At 49.3% G+C, this 17,538-nt stretch carries 17 protein-coding genes; 16 read left to right on the top strand and 1 reads right to left on the bottom strand.

Annotated features, from left to right (window positions below; all coding sequences use genetic code 11):
- Positions 1–16 precede the first annotated feature (16 nt).
- The 10 genes from AC2UZI_RS08135 (at position 17) to AC2UZI_RS08090 (ending at position 8,512) form a co-directional block, all read left to right on the top strand.
- The gene (locus AC2UZI_RS08135) at positions 17–457 is read left to right on the top strand and encodes a YtxH domain-containing protein (RefSeq protein ID WP_486943307.1); all 441 of its coding nucleotides are present in this window, start codon (positions 17–19) and stop codon (positions 455–457) included.
- A 92-nt stretch (positions 458–549) separates the two neighbouring features.
- Positions 550–849: an accessory factor UbiK family protein gene (locus AC2UZI_RS08130; RefSeq protein WP_486943306.1), complete on the top strand. Its 300-nt coding sequence runs from the start codon at positions 550–552 to the stop codon at positions 847–849.
- 180 nt (positions 850–1,029) lie between these two features.
- Positions 1,030–2,544, top strand: a complete 1,515-nt coding sequence (locus AC2UZI_RS08125; RefSeq protein ID WP_486943305.1) for a YifB family Mg chelatase-like AAA ATPase — start codon at positions 1,030–1,032, stop codon at positions 2,542–2,544.
- Between the two features lie 186 nt (positions 2,545–2,730).
- Positions 2,731–2,928 (top strand): 50S ribosomal protein L35, encoded by a 198-nt coding sequence (gene rpmI, locus AC2UZI_RS08120; protein ID WP_486943304.1) that lies wholly within the window; start codon positions 2,731–2,733, stop codon positions 2,926–2,928.
- 15 nt (positions 2,929–2,943) lie between these two features.
- Positions 2,944–3,303 (top strand): 50S ribosomal protein L20, encoded by a 360-nt coding sequence (rplT, locus tag AC2UZI_RS08115; RefSeq protein ID WP_486943303.1) that lies wholly within the window; start codon positions 2,944–2,946, stop codon positions 3,301–3,303.
- Between the two features lie 76 nt (positions 3,304–3,379).
- Positions 3,380–4,402, top strand: coding sequence for a phenylalanine--tRNA ligase subunit alpha (pheS, locus tag AC2UZI_RS08110; RefSeq protein ID WP_486943302.1), 1,023 nt, complete (start codon positions 3,380–3,382; stop codon positions 4,400–4,402).
- 81 nt (positions 4,403–4,483) lie between these two features.
- Entirely contained in the window at positions 4,484–6,889 is a 2,406-nt protein-coding gene (pheT, locus tag AC2UZI_RS08105) for a phenylalanine--tRNA ligase subunit beta (protein ID WP_486943301.1), read from the top strand.
- A gap of 9 nt (positions 6,890–6,898) precedes the next feature.
- Complete coding sequence (locus AC2UZI_RS08100) at positions 6,899–7,219, top strand: integration host factor subunit alpha (protein ID WP_486943300.1); 321 nt, start codon at positions 6,899–6,901, stop codon at positions 7,217–7,219.
- 46 nt (positions 7,220–7,265) lie between these two features.
- A complete protein-coding gene (locus tag AC2UZI_RS08095; protein WP_486943299.1) occupies positions 7,266–7,664 on the top strand; it encodes a MerR family transcriptional regulator in 399 nt (132 codons plus the stop codon).
- Positions 7,665–7,711: 47 nt separating this feature from the next.
- Positions 7,712–8,512, top strand: a complete 801-nt coding sequence (locus AC2UZI_RS08090; RefSeq protein ID WP_486943298.1) for a ferritin-like domain-containing protein — start codon at positions 7,712–7,714, stop codon at positions 8,510–8,512.
- On the opposite strand, the gene AC2UZI_RS08085 is transcribed toward AC2UZI_RS08090, so the two are convergent.
- Entirely contained in the window at positions 8,507–10,291 is a 1,785-nt protein-coding gene (locus AC2UZI_RS08085) for an anti-sigma factor domain-containing protein (protein WP_486943297.1), read from the bottom strand. The two genes, AC2UZI_RS08090 and AC2UZI_RS08085, sit on opposite strands and share 6 nt — an antisense overlap.
- Before the next feature lie 124 nt (positions 10,292–10,415).
- Here AC2UZI_RS08085 and AC2UZI_RS08080 point away from each other — a divergent pair, with 124 nt between their 5' ends.
- The 6 genes from AC2UZI_RS08080 (at position 10,416) to AC2UZI_RS08055 (ending at position 17,536) form a co-directional block, all read left to right on the top strand.
- On the top strand, positions 10,416–12,188 hold the full coding sequence (locus AC2UZI_RS08080) for an ABCB family ABC transporter ATP-binding protein/permease (RefSeq protein ID WP_486943296.1): 1,773 nt from the start codon (positions 10,416–10,418) through the stop codon (positions 12,186–12,188).
- Positions 12,189–12,258: 70 nt separating this feature from the next.
- The gene (locus AC2UZI_RS08075; RefSeq protein WP_486943295.1) at positions 12,259–12,753 is read left to right on the top strand and encodes an SUF system Fe-S cluster assembly regulator; all 495 of its coding nucleotides are present in this window, start codon (positions 12,259–12,261) and stop codon (positions 12,751–12,753) included.
- Positions 12,750–14,198 carry a Fe-S cluster assembly protein SufB gene (sufB, locus tag AC2UZI_RS08070; protein WP_486943294.1) on the top strand — a complete coding sequence of 483 codons (1,449 nt, stop codon included), beginning with the start codon at positions 12,750–12,752 and terminating at the stop codon, positions 14,196–14,198. The genes AC2UZI_RS08075 and sufB overlap by 4 nt, the downstream gene beginning before the upstream one ends.
- Before the next feature lie 13 nt (positions 14,199–14,211).
- Positions 14,212–14,988: a Fe-S cluster assembly ATPase SufC gene (sufC, locus tag AC2UZI_RS08065; protein ID WP_486943293.1), complete on the top strand. Its 777-nt coding sequence runs from the start codon at positions 14,212–14,214 to the stop codon at positions 14,986–14,988.
- A complete protein-coding gene (gene sufD, locus AC2UZI_RS08060; RefSeq protein ID WP_486943292.1) occupies positions 14,985–16,292 on the top strand; it encodes a Fe-S cluster assembly protein SufD in 1,308 nt (435 codons plus the stop codon). The genes sufC and sufD overlap by 4 nt, the downstream gene beginning before the upstream one ends.
- Positions 16,289–17,536 carry a cysteine desulfurase gene (locus tag AC2UZI_RS08055; RefSeq protein WP_486943291.1) on the top strand — a complete coding sequence of 416 codons (1,248 nt, stop codon included), beginning with the start codon at positions 16,289–16,291 and terminating at the stop codon, positions 17,534–17,536. The genes sufD and AC2UZI_RS08055 overlap by 4 nt, the downstream gene beginning before the upstream one ends.
- Positions 17,537–17,538: the final 2 nt, after the last annotated feature.

Genomic DNA, 17,538 nt, shown 5'->3' with positions numbered 1-17,538 from the left:
CCAAGTAAGGATAGTTATGAAAAAAACTCGTTCACATCTTGCCGTAATCGCCGCTGTGGCATCGTTAAGCCTTTTAGTAGCTTGCTCGGAAGGTGAGGATAATGCGGCGGTTGATATGCCTGCACCTGCTGTTGAAACACAGCCCGCGTCCCCGGTTGCCCCTGACCCCATGGCCTCAGAGCCAATGACTTCTAATGAACTTGAAGCTGATGCAGAAGAAGCTAAAGCGGATGTTCAAGAAAAGGCTGATGAGCTGAAAGCCGACGCTGCGGAAGCAGGCGATGCCATTAAGGAAAAGGCTGAAGAGCTAAAAGATGCTGCCTCGCGCACTGCAGATGAAGTGGGTGACAGTATTAAAGAGGGTGCAGCCAAAGCTGATGCTGCAATTCAAGATAAAGTTGGAAATGGTGTAGAGCCGCAAGACCCAGCTCAACCTTCAGAAGAAGTTAAGCCTTAATTAAGACTTAAGTCTCTTTTAAAAAATGGCTGCCTTGCGCAGCCATTTTTCTATACACTTAAGGCATTGTTATTGAAATTTTCGAGGCCATTATGAATCCACGCACCGATTGGTTAAACGAACTACAGAAAAACGTTTCTGAGTTGATCGCAAAAAGCCCGGCAGCGGATATTGAGAAAAACGTTCGTGCATTAATGACGCAAACTTTCACGCGTATGGATTTATTAACACGTGAAGAGTTCGATGATCAAAGTGCACTGCTTGCTCGGGCGCTAGAGCGCATTGCTGCACTTGAGTCTCGGGTTCAGGTGTTAGAGGCACAGTCGCAGGCTAACTCCTCTGCGCCTACTGTCGAAAATGTGTCACCCACAACAGACAAACGTGATACGTAAAAGCATTTTTCATTATTCGATTTATTGCTTTAATGTTGTTAAAAGCCAAGGTCAATTGCCTTGGCTTTTTTGTCGTTACGTTGTTTTGACGTGGTTTTCCCCATGGATAGTTGGTCGCTGGGCGCGGCGTAAACCCCTCCATTCACATCATACTGTTCTGTTTATTCATACGGAGCAAGGATGTCACTCGCCGTCATCAATAGTTGTGCGTTATCGGGCGTGACACCGCATGCGATACGAGTTGAGGTGCATGTGGGCGTGGGCTTGCCAGCCTTTAATGTCGTGGGGCTTCCCGATACCGGAGTGCGAGAAAGCCGCGAGCGTGTTCGTTCTGCCATTGTGAGCAGTGGTTTCGATTTTCCTGCTTCTCGGATAACGGTTAATTTGGCGCCGGCAGACTTGCCCAAGGACGCTGCGCATTTTGATTTACCCATTGCCCTGGGTCTATTGCAAGCGTCTGGGCAATTGGTTCATAGCGGGGTGGCGACGAACCGCATAGAGCCGCCAGACTTGGATCAGTATGTTTTTGCGGGCGAGCTTTCGTTAACTGGTGCTGTTGTTGAGCTGTCTACTGCGCTGGCCTTGGCGTTAGGTGCTAAGGCTTTAGGCCTACGACGTATGGTTATGCCTCGTCTTGGGGCTGAAAGGGCCGCGTTGGTTGAGGGTTTGGCCGTGTATGGAGTGGCTACACTTAAAGAGCTTACTTCCATGTTATGTGCGCCCGAGCCTTCTAGCCCTGTTCCGCCAATGTTGCCGGAGGCGCAAGTTCTCAGTGCGACACACTGTTGGTCCGAAATTAAGGGGCAGTCGCGTGCGAAGCAGGCGTTAGAGATCGCGGCAATGGGAGGGCATAATTCACTGTTAGTGGGCACGCCTGGTGTGGGCAAAAGCATGCTTGCTCAACGATTTTCAACCTTATTAGCCCCTTTAAGTACGCAGCAATTACTAGAGGTTGCCGCTATTTCTACGGTGGCGGGGGAGGCCGAGCGTTTATCTTGGCAAGTGCCTTTTAGGTCGCCACATCACTCCACTTCGGTGGCGGCTTTGGTCGGAGGGGGTGTGCGTCCGCGTCCGGGCGAGATCAGCTTGGCTCATCACGGTGTGCTTTTTTTGGATGAGGTGGCAGAGTTCGATAGGCGCTCGCTTGAAGCCTTGAGAGAGCCCTTAGAGCTAGGTGAAATACGCATCGCTAGGGCCAGCCGTAGTCTTGTTTTTCCGGCAAGATTTCAATTGATTGCGGCAATGAATCCCTGTCCTTGTGGGTGGTATGGACATAAGGTGGAGGTTTGTCGTTGTACGCCAGAACGTATCGAGCGTTACACAGGGAAGCTGTCGGGACCCTTCTTAGATAGATTGGATATCCGTTTACGTTTAAGCAGCGATGGCGCTTCGTTATTCGGTGGCCCAAGCGGTGAAAGTTCGAGTGTGGTGCGCGAGCGAGTTATTGCAATCCGAAGTAAACAGCTTAAACGTCAGGAGTGTCTAAACGCTCAGTTAGGTGTAGATCAGTTGAGAGTCTATGCGCCGATGCATAAAGCGGCTTCTGCCTTACTAGAGCAGAGTGCGTTAAAGTGGAGTTGGTCAAATCGAACCATCCACCGTTTATGGCGGGTGGCTAGAACCATTGCCGATGCGGCACATAGTGAAGAAATCGAGTTGGCTCATGTAGCGCAAGCCATACAGTATCGAGGGTAGTGCGAAAGAAGGCTTGAACTATTAGACATATTTATTTGATCCAGATATAATGATGAGCTTTTCATGGTCTTATTGTGCTTGCCGCGCAATAGGGCTGTGGGATAACAATAAGTGTCTTGCCGGTTTAGCAAGTGTTGTCAGGGGTTTTGACAGCCACCGTCGGTCACAACTTTATAGAGTGTCATCATGCCTAAGATGAAAACCAAAAAAAGTGCTTCCAAGCGCTTTAAGGTTCGCGGTAGTGGCTCCATCAAAAGGGGTCAGGCGTTCAAGCGTCATATACTTACTAAGAAAACCACTAAAAACAAGCGCCAACTGCGTGGAACAGTTGCGGTTCACGATGCTGATGTAGCATCCGTGAAAGCTATGATGCCTTTTGCCTGATAACGGAGATTTACTATGTCACGCGTAAAACGTGGGGTTAATGCCCGCGCTCGTCATAAAAAGGTCTTAGCTGAAGCTAAAGGCTTTCGTGGTCGTCGCAGTACGGTCTATCGTGTAGCGAAACAAGCGGTAATGAAGGCAGGTCAGTATGCCTATCGCGACCGTCGTAATCGTAAACGCGTATTTCGCGCTTTGTGGATTACACGTATCAACGCTGCTTGCCGCGAGCTCGATCTAACATACAGCCAATTTATTGCTGGCATGAACAAAGCTAACATCGAACTTGATCGAAAAGTGCTAGCTGACATGGCGGTAAACGATAAAGCTGGTTTTGCTGCAGTCGTAGCACAGGCTAAATCTGCCTTAGCTGCTTAATTAGCTTTATTCGATTCTGTATGATTACAAACGGGGCTCTGTGTGGGCTCCGTTTGTTTTTGGGACACGCAAGACCATGACCATTTCGGTAGACGATTTAATTTCTCGAGCACAAGAGCAATTTAGCAATGCTAAAGACGCAGCCTCATTGGAAAACGCAAAAGCCCAGTTTCTAGGAAAGCAGGGTGAAATTACGGCGTTGTTAAAGGGTCTGGCTCAGCTTGCGCCCGAGCAGAAAAAAGCCGAGGGTGCTCGCATTAATCAGCTGAAGCGCCAAATCGAAGATATTCTTAATGACCGTCGCGCCGAGCTTGCCGAGCTCGAGTTGCAGCGTAAGTTGGCGTCAGAGACCATTGATGTCACCTTACCAGGGCGTGGTCAAGGCGTAGGGGGCATACACCCTGTTATACAAACTTGGCAACGTGTGGAAGCCATATTCCGTTCTATCGGCTTTGATGTGGCTGATGGTCCCGAAATCGAAAACGACTGGACTAACTTTACGGCCTTAAACAATCCTGAGAATCATCCAGCTCGGTCCATGCAAGATACGTTCTACGTGGACATGAACGATGAGCAGGGTTTACCGCTACTGTTGCGTACCCACACTAGTCCAATGCAGGTTCGTTATGCACGGATGCATAAGCCTCCCATTAAAGTGATTGCTCCGGGTCGTACGTATAGGGTGGATAGTGACGCAACGCACTCACCCATGTTCCATCAGGTTGAAGGCTTATGGATTGCAGAGGATATCTCTTTTGCTGATCTAAAAGGGGTGTATACCGATTTTCTACGCGCTTTTTTTGAAAGTGATGATTTGGTTGTACGCTTCAGACCTTCGTTCTTCCCGTTCACCGAGCCTTCCGCCGAAATCGATATGATGTTCACATCAGGGCCGAATCAAGGGCGATGGTTGGAAATTTCGGGATCAGGGCAGGTGCATCCTGACGTAGTTCGAAATTTTGGTTTGGATCCAGAAAGATACATCGGCTTTGCTTTCGGTTCTGGGCTAGAGCGATTGACCATGCTGCGCTATGGTGTCAATGATCTGCGCCAATTCTTCGAAGGTGACTTACGCTTTTTGCGTCAATTCACTCACTAGAGCCTGCTCCAGTCGTTACGGGCCTATTGCTTTCATAAGTATGTAGGCTAACCGCACTTAATCAATACTTACGCTTTCATCATGCTACTTTCTGAATCTTGGCTACGCTCGTTTGTTGATGCCCCACTGGATGCAGACACGCTCTCGCACCGTTTAACAATGGCAGGTCTAGAGGTTGAAGAGGTATTCACCGCTGCGCCTGCCTTTTCGAATGTGGTGGTTGGCCATATCGTAGAAGTGACTCCACACCCAGACGCTGATCGTTTACGCGTTTGTAAAGTTGATGATGGGTCTGGGGAATTACTGCAAATTGTTTGTGGCGCACCTAACGCTGCCGAGGGGCTTAAGGTTCCAGTCGCTAGAGTGGGTGCAGTGTTGCCCGGCGATTTTAAAATCGGTCCGGTTAAAATGCGTGGTGTAGCTTCTGCCGGTATGCTGTGTTCTGCAAAAGAACTGGGCTTGTCTGATGAAAATGCAGGTTTGTTCGAGCTTGCCGTAGACAGCGTAGCCGGTACGGATATACGTGAGTTATTAGATTTGGACGATGTGGTGTTCGAGTTGAAGATGACGCCAAACCGCGCTGACTGTCTATCGGTTCTCGGGGTCGCCCGCGAGGTTTCTGCATTAACCGGTACGCCGTTAACAGTACCTGATTTTTCTCCAGTGCCTGTGACGATTCAAGATCGTCTTGCTGTCTCTGTCGAAGCGCCTGATCTATGTGGTCGGTTTGTGGGACGAGTGGTCCGGGGTGTGAATGCGCATGCTAAGACCCCTGACTGGATGGTAAAGCGCTTAGAGCGCTCAGGGCAACGCTCGCTATCGGCGTTGGTCGACATCTCTAACTATGTCATGCTTGAGTTAGGGCGCCCCTCTCATATCTTTGATTTACGTAAAGTCTCAGACCAGCTTGAAATCCGCTGGGGCCGTGAAGGTGAAGAGCTTGAACTCTTAAGCGGTAAGGTTGTGAAAGTGGGCCCCGAGGTCGGTGTCATCGCCTCAGCAGGAAAGGTCGAAAGCTTAGCTGGAATCATGGGCGGTGAGGATACAGCTGTAACGCTAGAAACCACAGATATTTATATCGAATCCGCTTTTTGGTGGCCCGAGGCCATTATGGGCCGTGCGCGCCAGTATAAGTTTAATTCTGACGCTAGCCATCGCTATGAACGCGGTGTGGATTTTGAGCACATTGTTGAACACGTCGAGCGCATTTCTGCCTTAGTGCTGCAAATTTGTGGGGGTGAAGCAGGCCCAGTCGATGATCAAAAAATTAATGTTCCATCGCGTGAGCCAGTGTCTATGCGTTTGGCGCGCTGTCACCGTGTATTAGGTGTAGCGGTAGATGGTGACGAAATCAGTCAAATTTTTGAGCGCTTAGGTTTTGATTTCACCTTTAATGACGGTGTGTTTACGGTTACACCGCCCAGTTATCGTTTTGATATTCGTATAGAAGAAGACCTCATTGAGGAAGTGGCTCGTATCTACGGTTTCGAGCGTATTCCTGATGTGCCGCCACGTGCGCGCGCCGATATGCATGTGCAGCTCGAAACCACGCGTGGGCCGCATGCACTACGTGCGGCGGTGGCGTCCATGGACTACCAAGAGGTCATCAACTTTAGTTTTGTAGAAGAAAGCTGGGAGCACGATCTACACGGAAACGCTGATCCTATCCGTCTGTTAAATCCAATTGCAAGCCAGTTGTCGGTAATGCGTTCCTCGCTGATCGGTGGGCTGCTGGCTAATATTGAGCATAACGCAAAGCATCGTCAGTCGCGCGTGCGGGTTTTCGAGCTAGGACGCATTTTTAATCGTGACCAAAGTATCGAGAATGGCGATTTAACGGTGGCTGGAGTTAACCAGCCTGTGTATCTATCCGGCGCCGCTTGGGGCCCAGCTCATCCTGAGCAATGGGGTTCTGCGAATCGTTTGGTTGATTTTTATGACGTTAAACGTAATGTAGAGACCTTATTCGGAAAGAATGCGTCGAAACTACGTTTCGTGCCAGCAGAACATCCCGCGTTACATCCGGGCAGAAGTGCGCGTATCCTGCTAGAAGACGAAACGGTGGGTTATCTGGGTGAAGTGCATCCGAAGTGGTTGCAAGATTTAGATCTACAGGGTGCGCCCGTGGTTTTCGAATTGAATACGCAGTTCTTATCAACGGTGGATTTGCCTGAGATTTCTGCGCAGTCTAGGCAGCCTGTAGTGCAACGTGATTTGGCTTTTTGGGTCGATACATCAGTCAGTTATCAAGAATTGTTAGATACCTTGAGCTACACCGTGCGTAATCATGAAAATCTTGGTATCGTTAAAGAAATACGCTTGTTTGATATTTGGCGAGAGCAATCAAACGCAGAAGAACAAAGTATGGCATTGCGATTCTGGTTGCAAGATCCTAATGCAACATTGGATGAGGCCAAAGTCGAAAAATGTATGCAGCAATTGCTGCAAGCCTTAGTTGATACGCATCACGTGCGCCAACGGGCATAAGGAGTTTTCATGAGTTTAAGTCATACGCTTACTAAGGCTGATCTAACAGAGATGTTGTTTGATCATGTCGGCTTAAATAAGCGCGAGGCAAAAGATATCGTTGATACGTTTTTTGCTGAAATTCGTAACACCTTAGAAGAGGGGTCTGAGGTTAAGCTATCAGGGTTTGGTAATTTCCAAGTACGCGATAAGCCGCCTCGTCCAGGACGTAATCCTAAAACAGGAGAGGTGATTCCTATTTCGGCGCGTCGAGTTGTTACGTTTCATGCCAGCCAAAAATTAAAAGGCGCAGTCGAAAATGCTGACATTGCGCTTGATGTTAAAGGCTAATTTCGATTCTGTATTATTACAGGTCTAACCTCTTTACTTATCCATCATGACGAACACAGAAACAGCGGTAACATTGCCACCTATTCCTGCAAAACGTTATTTCACCATTGGTGAAGTTAGCGAGTTATGTTGCGTTAAGCCGCATGTATTACGTTACTGGGAACAAGAGTTTACCCAGTTGAAGCCCGTAAAGCGCCGTGGAAATCGTCGCTATTACCAGCACCACGAGGTATTACTTATTCGTCGTATCCGTAACTTACTTTACGACGAAGGCTTTACGATCAGTGGGGCTCGTAATCGTTTAGGTGATCGTGCGGATATCCCGTTTGATGCGGATGCCGCCGTACGGTTAAGTGGTGCAGAGCTTCAAAGCTTACGAGCTGATCTTGAGGCTGTGCAGGCATCGCTTGCTCAGGTGTTGCAAGATACCGAGTCGCCAGCCTAGTGTTCTCCTCTCATGTGAAATGGGTCCGACAATAGTCGGACTTTTTTATGTCCTCATTTTGTTTACGTAAGCAAGCGCTTGAAGCGTTAGTGGCTTCTTGTCCGGAGCGAAAATCGGCACTGGTTCGGCAGTTGCATGATCATGTTGCGCCTTTTATCGATGTTAAGGCTGACTATCCTGCCTGTGGGTTGGTGCCTGGGCGCCCAGAGCTTCCGGTTATCGTGGCGCCACAACATGTTAAGCACCGCGGTTTAGGTACTGTAGAAGGCAGGGCAGCGTTGATTCATGCCTTGGCCCATATTGAGTTCAATGCCGTGAATTTAGCCCTTGATATTATTTGGCGATTTCCGAGTATGCCCACCACGTTCTATGGAGGGTGGTTAAGTGTGGCGTATGAAGAGGTGCTTCATTTTAATTTGCTCTCAGCTCATTTGCAAAAGTTAGGTTTTAACTACGGTAGTTTTACGGCCCACGATGGTTTGTGGGATATGGCTGAGAAGACTAAAGATGATTTATTGGCTCGCTTAGCGCTTGTGCCCCGTACCTTAGAGGCTCGGGGGCTGGATGCTTGCCCTGTGGTTCGTGCAAAACTGGCGAATGCAGGGGATCATGAAGCGGCCGCAATACTCGATATTATTCTGCGAGATGAGGTGGGCCATGTGGCTTTAGGTAATTACTGGTACCGATGGCTGTGTGAGCAACAGCAGTTAGACCCCGTCGCGTTGTATCCCAGAATGGCCGAGCGTTATGATGCTCCCCGTTTACGAGGGCCATTTAACAAGCCCGCTCGCTTAAAAGCGGGCTTTGTACCCGAAGAGTTAGAGTGGCTAGAGCAACAGGCTTTATGAGGCCTCTGTAATCACAGGCTTAACAATTGGGGCGGGCGTGTCGCCGAAACGTACTAAACGGCCAATAAATAATACGGGCCCTGTTGGCATTTCTGATACGGCACCGCCTTTATTTTCAAGTGTGATTTCGAAAATTTGGCCAGTTTCTACTTCGCCTATGAGTGCTGCAGGAATGGCTACGGGTCGATTCGGATCGATTAGGCCTAATGAGCGGGGAGAGGTGGCGGAAGCCTGTTGAGTCCAAAGCTGTGCGCTCTGTGTATCCAGAACCTCTGTTTCGACTTGTGGGCTAAGTAATATATTGCCCTCTGGGTCGACGGTCAGTATCCACCCCGGGCTAGAGGATTGTCCGGGGGCTTGCAAAACAGCGGCTTGAGTGGGTGCCATCTCGATGACATTGATCGGCGGCTCTGTTGGTGTTAGCGCAATTTTTACACCTAAACCCAATGCGATTAACGCTAAGACAAACGCGACACTGCGCCATAACGTGCTTCCGATACGAGCGCTTGGGAAGCTACGTCTTGTGTCGTGTTTGAGCTCTGGTGTCGAGGAGGGTTCTACCGATGAAGTGGGGTTGCGTACTTCGTTGGTAATTGGGGCGTTAATAGGTGCTGGGGTAATGGGCTCTTCATGGCTTTCCTTATCTGCTGTCGCGCCGAGGGACGGTTCGGTTTTGGCTTGAGTGCTTGGCGTTTTTACATCAGAGTTTTTGGGTAGAAAGCGAGCGAGACTGCTTGTGATTCCAGTTTTGGCCGCCGATGCTGTGCGCGTGTTTTTGGGTTCAGCAACGGATGTCTGTTCAGCAGGTGCAGTCTCGCTTTTGTCGTTAGGGGTATTGATGGGGTTGGACGTAGAAAGGGGGCTGCTGCTTGTTTGGGGTGAGACGGCGCTGTTTTTCTCTACACGTTCGGGGATAGAGAGGCTGGACGCTGCATCAGCACGTAGCAACTGGGGTATAAAGCTGGTGTTGTTTTCGGACGTTCGGGACGTTACTTGTGAGTTCGGCTGTTGGTTTGTCGGTGTGGGTTGGCTGGTTTCGTGACCCAGAGCGGTTTGGATGCGCCAAAGCAGTTGATCTGAAGGTCGAACGGGGCGTAACCCATCGGCAAATACCAGTAACTCGTACTCCCAAGAAAGGGCGTCACGTGCAGCCTGATCGTCTTGTTGCAGTAGACCTTGAATCTGTTGGTGCTCAGTGCCGCTCAGTAGGCCCAGCGTATACTCTGCAATGAGTAGCTGCTGTTCGTTTGTCGTTTGGTTTGTAGAGTCTCCGACAGAGCTGCGTAACTGTCCAATTGCCGCCCGCAGTCGCACGCGTGCTTGAGCCGCGGTCATGGCTAAGCGTTGAGCGATTTGATGGTAGTTATAACCTTGTAAGTACGCGATAAGAATGATTTGTCTGGAGCTAGAATCCAGCCTAATCACATTACGTAAAAAGGCGGTGGTACCTGAGTTCGCAGACGGTAGAGAGGGGGAGTGCGCGTGATCGCTGGTGTTCTGGGCTTGTTGCTGTAAGCGGCTTTGGGCGCGGTAACGGAATATGCTGTAAAGCCACGCACGGCCATTGCCCAGTGCAGCATCAAAGCCAATGGCGTTTTTCCAACTTAAAATCAAGGTTTCGCGTATTAACTCTTCGGCTTTGCTAGGACTATCCAATAACGATAAGCCAAAAGCCATCATTTGGGGTGCTTCGTGTTCGTAGATGCGCTGAAGAGCGGCCTGATTGCCCTGTGCGCACTGATGAAGTGCGGTGTTGAAGTCGAAGCGGTTGGATGCCATGTGTCCTGCGAGTCCCAGTAAAGTTAATACAAGGTCTCTATTGTAGGGGCTACGCTTACAATGTTGTAGTAACAGAATGCTGCTCAGCTCAAGTTTATCCGGCTGGGCTTTAAAAAAGAGAAATATGAATTCTAGCAATCAAGCAGAGATGCCTAAAAGTAATGACGCCATAAAAGCGATACGTTCTGTACTTCCTTATGTTTGGCAATATAAGTGGCGTGTCGCCGTTGCGATGCTGTGTTTGGTTGGGGCAAAAGTCGCTAGCGTGATTATGCCGTTATACCTAAAAGATATTATTGATGAGCTAAGCCTGCCCCCAACAGCGATGGTGTTGCCGATCGCAGCGCTAATCGGTTATGGGTTTTCACGTTTGTTGTCCAGCGTACTGGGTGAATTACGTGATGCATTTTTTGCTCCCGTTACTCAGGGCTCTATACGCCGTGTCTCGGCTCAGGTGTTCCAGCACTTATTCGCATTGTCCTTACGTTTCCACATGAATCGTCAGACAGGGGGCTTAAGTCGAGACATTGAGCGCGGAACGAAGGGCATTAGCTTCTTATTAAATTTCACGCTATTTAATATCTTGCCGACGCTCTTAGAAATTGTGATGGTCGCAGGTATTTTACTATGGCGGTTCGAGGCTGCCTTTGCGCTTGTGACCATGGCGACCATTGCTTCATACGTGGTTTTCACTTTGGTTGTAACCGAAAAACGCATGCGTTTTAGGCGTGAGATGAATGAGTTGGATAGCCGAGCGAACACGCGGGCTATCGATGCCTTGTTGAATTACGAGACAGTCAAGTATTTTGGATGCGAGCAGTATGAGTACCGACGCTACGACGAGGGTCTAGCACAATGGGTTAAGGCTGCTATTCGTAATCAAGTATCGTTGAATTTGCTGAATATGGGGCAGGCCGTCATTATCACGATAGGCGTGACGAGTTTGTTATGGATGTCAGCGACTGGGGTGGTGAACGAGCAATTAAGTGTGGGCGATGTTGTTCTGGTGTCCGCTTACTTAACGCAGTTGTATGCACCGTTAAACTTTCTTGGTTTTGTGTACCGCGAAATTCGCCATGCCTTAACGGATATGGAGCGTATGTTCCGCTTGCTTGAGCAAGAGCAAGAAGTCAGGGACTCCCCCGACGCGAGTGCATTACAAAGTGCACAATTAAGCGTGGAGTTCAAAAAAGTGGATTTTTCTTACGACCTACGGCGACAGGTCCTCCATGAGCTAAGCTTTGAGATACCTTCTGGAAACACGCTGGCTGTGGTCGGGGCTTCTGGTGCCGGAAAGTCAACCTTAGCAAGATTGCTTTATCGTTTTTACGATGTGGACGCAGGCGAGATTCGAATAAATGGACAGGATATACGTTCATTGACTCAAGCCAGCTTGCGAGAGCACATTGGGATCGTCCCGCAAGACACGGTATTGTTTAACGACACCATTTATCATAATATTGCGTACGCAAAGCCCAGTGCGTCACATGACGACGTATTGGCCGCTGCCAAAGCGGCACGAATTCACCATTTTATAGAGCAACTTCCCGATGGATATGACACGGTGGTGGGCGAACGAGGTTTAAAGTTATCGGGGGGTGAAAAGCAGCGTGTGGCGATAGCTCGCACCTTATTAAAGAATCCGCCTATTTTGATTTTAGACGAGGCGACAAGTGCCTTAGATACGCGCACCGAACGAGCCATTCAAGATCAGCTTAAAGCGATAGCACAAGAACGTACCACATTAATCATTGCCCATCGTTTATCAACAGTTGTGGACGCTGATGTGATTCTAGTGATGGACAACGGGCGGGTCGTTGAGCGAGGTACTCATCAATCGTTGATGGCAAAGCAGGGGGTATATGCCACGATGTGGGCGCTGCAACAACAAGATTAAATCTGATGTTTGACGCATATAGTACCAAACAGGTACTATATGCCTATAGAGACTTAAAAGAGATGATTCAATGCTGCGCATCAGCAAAATTATTGACTACGGCACCCTCGTACTGACTCATATGGGTGCGAATCCGGACCGAGTACATAGTGCGTCTGAGCTTGCAGCGACTTTAGGCCTAGGGCAGCCAACAGTCAGTAAAGTGCTGAAGCTTTTGAGCCAAGATAATCTTGTGATTAGTACACGTGGTGCCCGTGGGGGGTACTCTTTAGCACTGCCTACTGACCAAATAAGTGTGGCACAAATTATCGATGCGCTTGATGATCAACCTTTTGGGCTTACGGAATGTGTTGCCACCCCGGGAGCGTGCTCGGTAGAGCCCGATTGCCACTTACGCAATAATTGGCAGCGAATAAACGATATTGTACGACGAACCTTAGAAGAAGTCAGTGTCGCCGATATGATTCGTCCTTCGCCAACAGAGTTCCCTCTAACACACAAGCCTACTTCTTTAAACAAATCCCAAAATACGGCACACATTTCAAAAGTGGAGCTTTCTAAATGAGTACTGTCAACGAACACCTTGATACGTTTCTCGATCGCGAGTACGAAGCAGGTTTTGTTACTGATATTGAGTCGATTACGATTCCAAAAGGCCTGAACGAAGATACGATTCGTCTGATTTCAGCCAAGAAGAACGAGCCTGAGTTTATGCTCGAATGGCGTCTTGATGCCTATCGTCACTGGCTAACCATGTCTTATCCCAAGTGGTCAGTTGTTAAGTATCCTGATATCGATTTTCAAGATATTAGCTATTTTTCAGCTCCTAAGAATAAGGCGGATGGCCCTAAAAGCTTGGATGAAGTTGATCCCGAACTTTTGCGCACCTATGAAAAACTAGGAGTGCCTCTGCATGAACGCGCTCGCTTAGCAGGCGTTGCTGTGGATGCAGTGTTTGACTCGGTTTCCGTGGCTACGACGTTTCGTAAGCAGCTTGAAGAGGTCGGCGTTATTTTCTGTTCTTTTTCGGAAGCGGTTCAAGAGTATCCGGATTTGATCCGTCAGTATCTGGGTACCGTTGTGCCACCGGGCGATAATTTTTATGCGGCGTTGAATTCAGCCGTGTTTTCAGATGGCTCTTTCGTCTACATCCCAAAAGGGGTGAAGTGCCCGATGGAGCTATCCACATACTTCCGTATCAACTCCCCAGATACTGGCCAATTCGAGCGCACCTTAATTATTGCAGAGGAAGGCGCTTCTGTTAGCTATTTAGAAGGCTGTACAGCACCGATGCGCGATGAGAATCAGTTGCATGCGGCTGTGGTAGAGCTTGTTGCTTTAGACGATGCCAAAATCAAATATTCAACCGTACAGAATTGGTATCCAGGCGATAAAGATGGTGTCGGTGGAATTTATAACTTTGTGACCAAGCGTGGTGACTGTCGTGGACAGCGCTCGCACATCTCTTGGACACAAGTTGAGACGGGCTCGGCCATTACTTGGAAATACCCAAGCGTTATCTTAAGAGGCGACGACTCGGTAGGCGAGTTCTACTCTGTTGCCCTCAGTAATCATCGCCAGCAAGCGGACACGGGTACCAAAATGATCCATATGGGTAAAAATACTCGTAGCACGATCATTTCTAAAGGTATTTCTGCTGGCGAAGGTATGAATACCTATCGCGGTTTGGTGCGAATTACGCCCAAAGCGGAAAATGCACGCAACTTTACCCAATGTGATTCCTTGTTAATCGGTAAAGCCTGTTCGGCTCACACCTTTCCCACAATGGAAGTGCAAAACCCTACAGCAAGTGTAGAGCACGAAGCGACCGCTTCCCGCATTGGCGAAGACCAGTTGTTTTATGCGATGCAACGCGGCTTAAGTGCTGAAGATGCTGTGTCGATGATTGTTAATGGATTCTGTAAAGACGTCATTAAAGAGTTGCCCATGGAATTTGCAGTCGAGGCTCAAAACCTACTCGGCGTAAGTTTGGAAGGCAGTGTAGGTTAAGGAGATCTCTACCATGTTGAATATTAAAGATTTACACGCCTCAATTGAAGGCAAACAGATTTTGCGCGGTTTGAACTTACAGGTTAACGCCGGTGAGGTTCACGCCATTATGGGCCCTAATGGTTCGGGTAAAAGTACACTTTCACAAGTCTTGGCAGGCCGTGAGGCTTACGAAATAGAAAGTGGCTCGGTTACCTACAATGGCGAAGACCTTCTGGAAATGGCGATCGAAGAGCGTGCTAGAGAAGGCTTGTTTATGGCCTTTCAGTATCCCATTGAGATTCCAGGCGTATCGAATGCTTATTTCTTACGAGCATCGTTGAACGCGATCCGCCGCCAACGTGGCGAGCCCGAGCTTGATGCCATTGATTTCTTGAAGCTTGTGAAAGCGGAAATGAAAACAGTGGGGATGCGCGAAGAGTTCCTTTACCGTTCTGTGAACGAAGGTTTCTCAGGCGGTGAAAAGAAACGTAATGAAGTCCTGCAAATGAGCCTGCTTGAACCAAAGCTCGCCATTCTGGATGAAACGGATTCAGGGCTTGATATTGATGCGTTACGCGTTGTTGCTGACGGCGTTAACCGTCTACGCTCTCCTGATCGTGGTCTTATCGTTATTACGCACTATCAGCGCTTGCTGGATTATATTGTTCCTGATTTTGTACACGTGCTGTCCAATGGCCAAATCATCCGCTCAGGCGATGCAAGCCTAGCACTTGAACTGGAAGAGCGCGGTTATGGTTGGGTCAAAGAGTTGGCTGCCGAAGCTGCTGCTAAAGGAGCCGCTGTATGACCACGCTTCCCACATGGATCTCTGAATTCGCAGCCGAGGCTTCGAAGCAGTCCAGTGCAGAGGCAGCGTGGCTGACATCACGTCGTCAACAGGCATTGGAGCGCTTCGCAAATGAAGGCTGGCCTACAAATAAACTCGAGGCTTGGCACCATACGTCGTTAGCCGCAATGGAACAGCAAACGTACCGACACACTGCGCCAGTGGATGTCAGCGAGCAAGTGAATGCCGTGCGTAACGGTGAAGCTGGGCATTGGCTCGTATTTGTAAACGGTGTGTTCGACCAAAACAGCTCGGATATCTCGGCCCTGCCCAAAGGGGTTAAGCTGGGTTCGTTGGCTCAGGCTCTCGATACCGATGCTGGCTCGCTAGAGGCTGTGTATGGCGAGGTTGAGGACGGGTTTAGTCCTGCTACGCTGAACCTAGCGCTAGCTACAGACGGTGCGGTATTGCAGGTTGATGCTGGCGTATTGGTCGAGCATCCTGTTCATCTCGTCTTCATCAGTACGGCAGACGAAGGTGCTAGCTTTCCTCGCAATTTAATCCGTTTGGAAGCGGGCTCTTCGGTAACAGTGGTTGAGCATTATCGTAGCCATAATGACGGTGCAAGTTTGACGAATGCGGTAACGCGAGCCCAACTTGCTCAAGACGCGAAACTGGTGCACTTGAAGTTGCAGCAAGAGAACACTGCCGCGACACATATTGCAGATATCTCGGTAGAGCAACAGAAGTCGTCCACTTTCGAGTCGCACTCGATGTCTTTCGGTGCGAAGTTAGCGCGTAATAATATCAAAACCATTTTTCATGGCGAGCGCTGTGAAACCTTATTCAATGGGCTGTATTACGTCGATGGGCGTCGTCATGTGGATCACAATACGGTGATTAATCACGCATCGCCAAACTGTAATAGCCATGAATACTATCGCGGTATCCTAGCGGGTACGGCACGTGGTGTTTTTAGTGGTCGAATTGTAGTGGGTGAAGGCGCCGATGGCACCGATGCTGTACAGCGCTCGGATAGCTTATTGCTTTCCAAGTTGGCTCGTTCCGATGCAAGACCTGAGCTTGAGATCTATGCTGATGACGTGAAATGTGCGCATGGAGCGACAGTGGGTCAGCTAGATGAAGAAAGTCTGTTCTATCTACGTTCACGTGGTTTGAGCGAGTCGGATGCGCGCGATGTGCTCATCTATGCTTTTGCGGCTGCCACCTTAGAGCGTATTGCATCGGAAACGTTACGCGCCCGGGCTACGGCCGGTATCGCTGCGTTGCTGCCAGGGGGTTCAGCACCCGAGGAGCTAGTATGAGCGTTGAGACGCCGACTGTGCAGCCAACCATGCAATTAGATCGACGTGTCGATTTTCCCATTTTGCAGCAGCAGATCCGAGGACAACGTCTGGTATATCTGGATAATGGGGCGACCACGCAAAAACCAGCAGTGGTGATTGAGGCAGAGCAGAATTTCTACGAGAAATTTAATGCCAACATTCACCGGGGCGTGCATTGGTTATCCCAGACCTCTACCGATTTGTACGATAGGGGTCGCGTGGTGGCGCAAACGTTTTTGCATGCTGCCCGTGTTGAAGAGATCGTTTTCACGAGCGGTACTACCGATGGCATTAATTTGGTGGCAGCGACGTGGGGACGAAAGCACATTCAGGCTGGTGATGAAATCTTGCTGACCATGCTTGAGCACCACTCAAACATTGTGCCTTGGCAGCTACTTGCCGAGGAAAAAGGGGCAACGATTAAGGTTGTTCCGGTGCTTGAGAGCGGTGACCTGGATTTGGATGCCTACCGCGAACTGCTTAAAAACAAGCCTAAGCTAGTGGGTTTGGTTCATGTTTCGAACGCCTTAGGCACCGTGAACCCCATTAAAGAAATGATTGCTATGGCACATGAAGCGGGTGCTGTGGCGTTGATAGATGGAGCACAAGCGGTAGCCCACGCGGCTGTTGACGTGCAAGATCTTGACTGCGATTTTTACGTATTTTCAGGGCATAAAATCTTTGGTCCTACCGGTACAGGCGTTTTATACGGTAAGTACGATTTGTTAGATTCGATGCCCCCTGGGAAGGGCGGTGGCGATATGATCCATACTGTTAGTTTTACAGGTAGCACTTACGCTCCTGTGCCGCAGCGCTTTGAGGCAGGTACGCCTAATATCGCCGGCGTGGTCGTGTTGGCTAAGGCGCTAGAGTACGTGCAAGAAGTGGGTTTAGCAGCAATTGCTGCTCATGAAAAAGCGCTGATGGATTACGCTACCGAACAGCTTAGTGAAATGCCGGGCATCACCATTGTGGGCAATGCGAAGCATAAGGCAGGTGTCATTTCGTTCTTAGTGAAAGACATCCATCCTCACGATCTGGGTACCATTCTGGATATGGATGGTGTGGCCATTCGCGCAGGGCACCATTGCGCTATGCCGCTTATGACGCATTTGGGTATACCGGGGACGGCACGTGCCTCGTTCGCGTTGTATAACTCGTTTGATGACGTAGACGCTTTGGTCGCTAGTTTGAAAAAAGCTCAAAAACTATTTGGAGTTTAATG

It is taken from the genome of Paenalcaligenes sp. DL 463, assembly GCF_057475185.1.
Note: the sequence above shows the minus strand (reverse complement) of the source record. Positions and strands in the feature narration are given on the sequence as shown.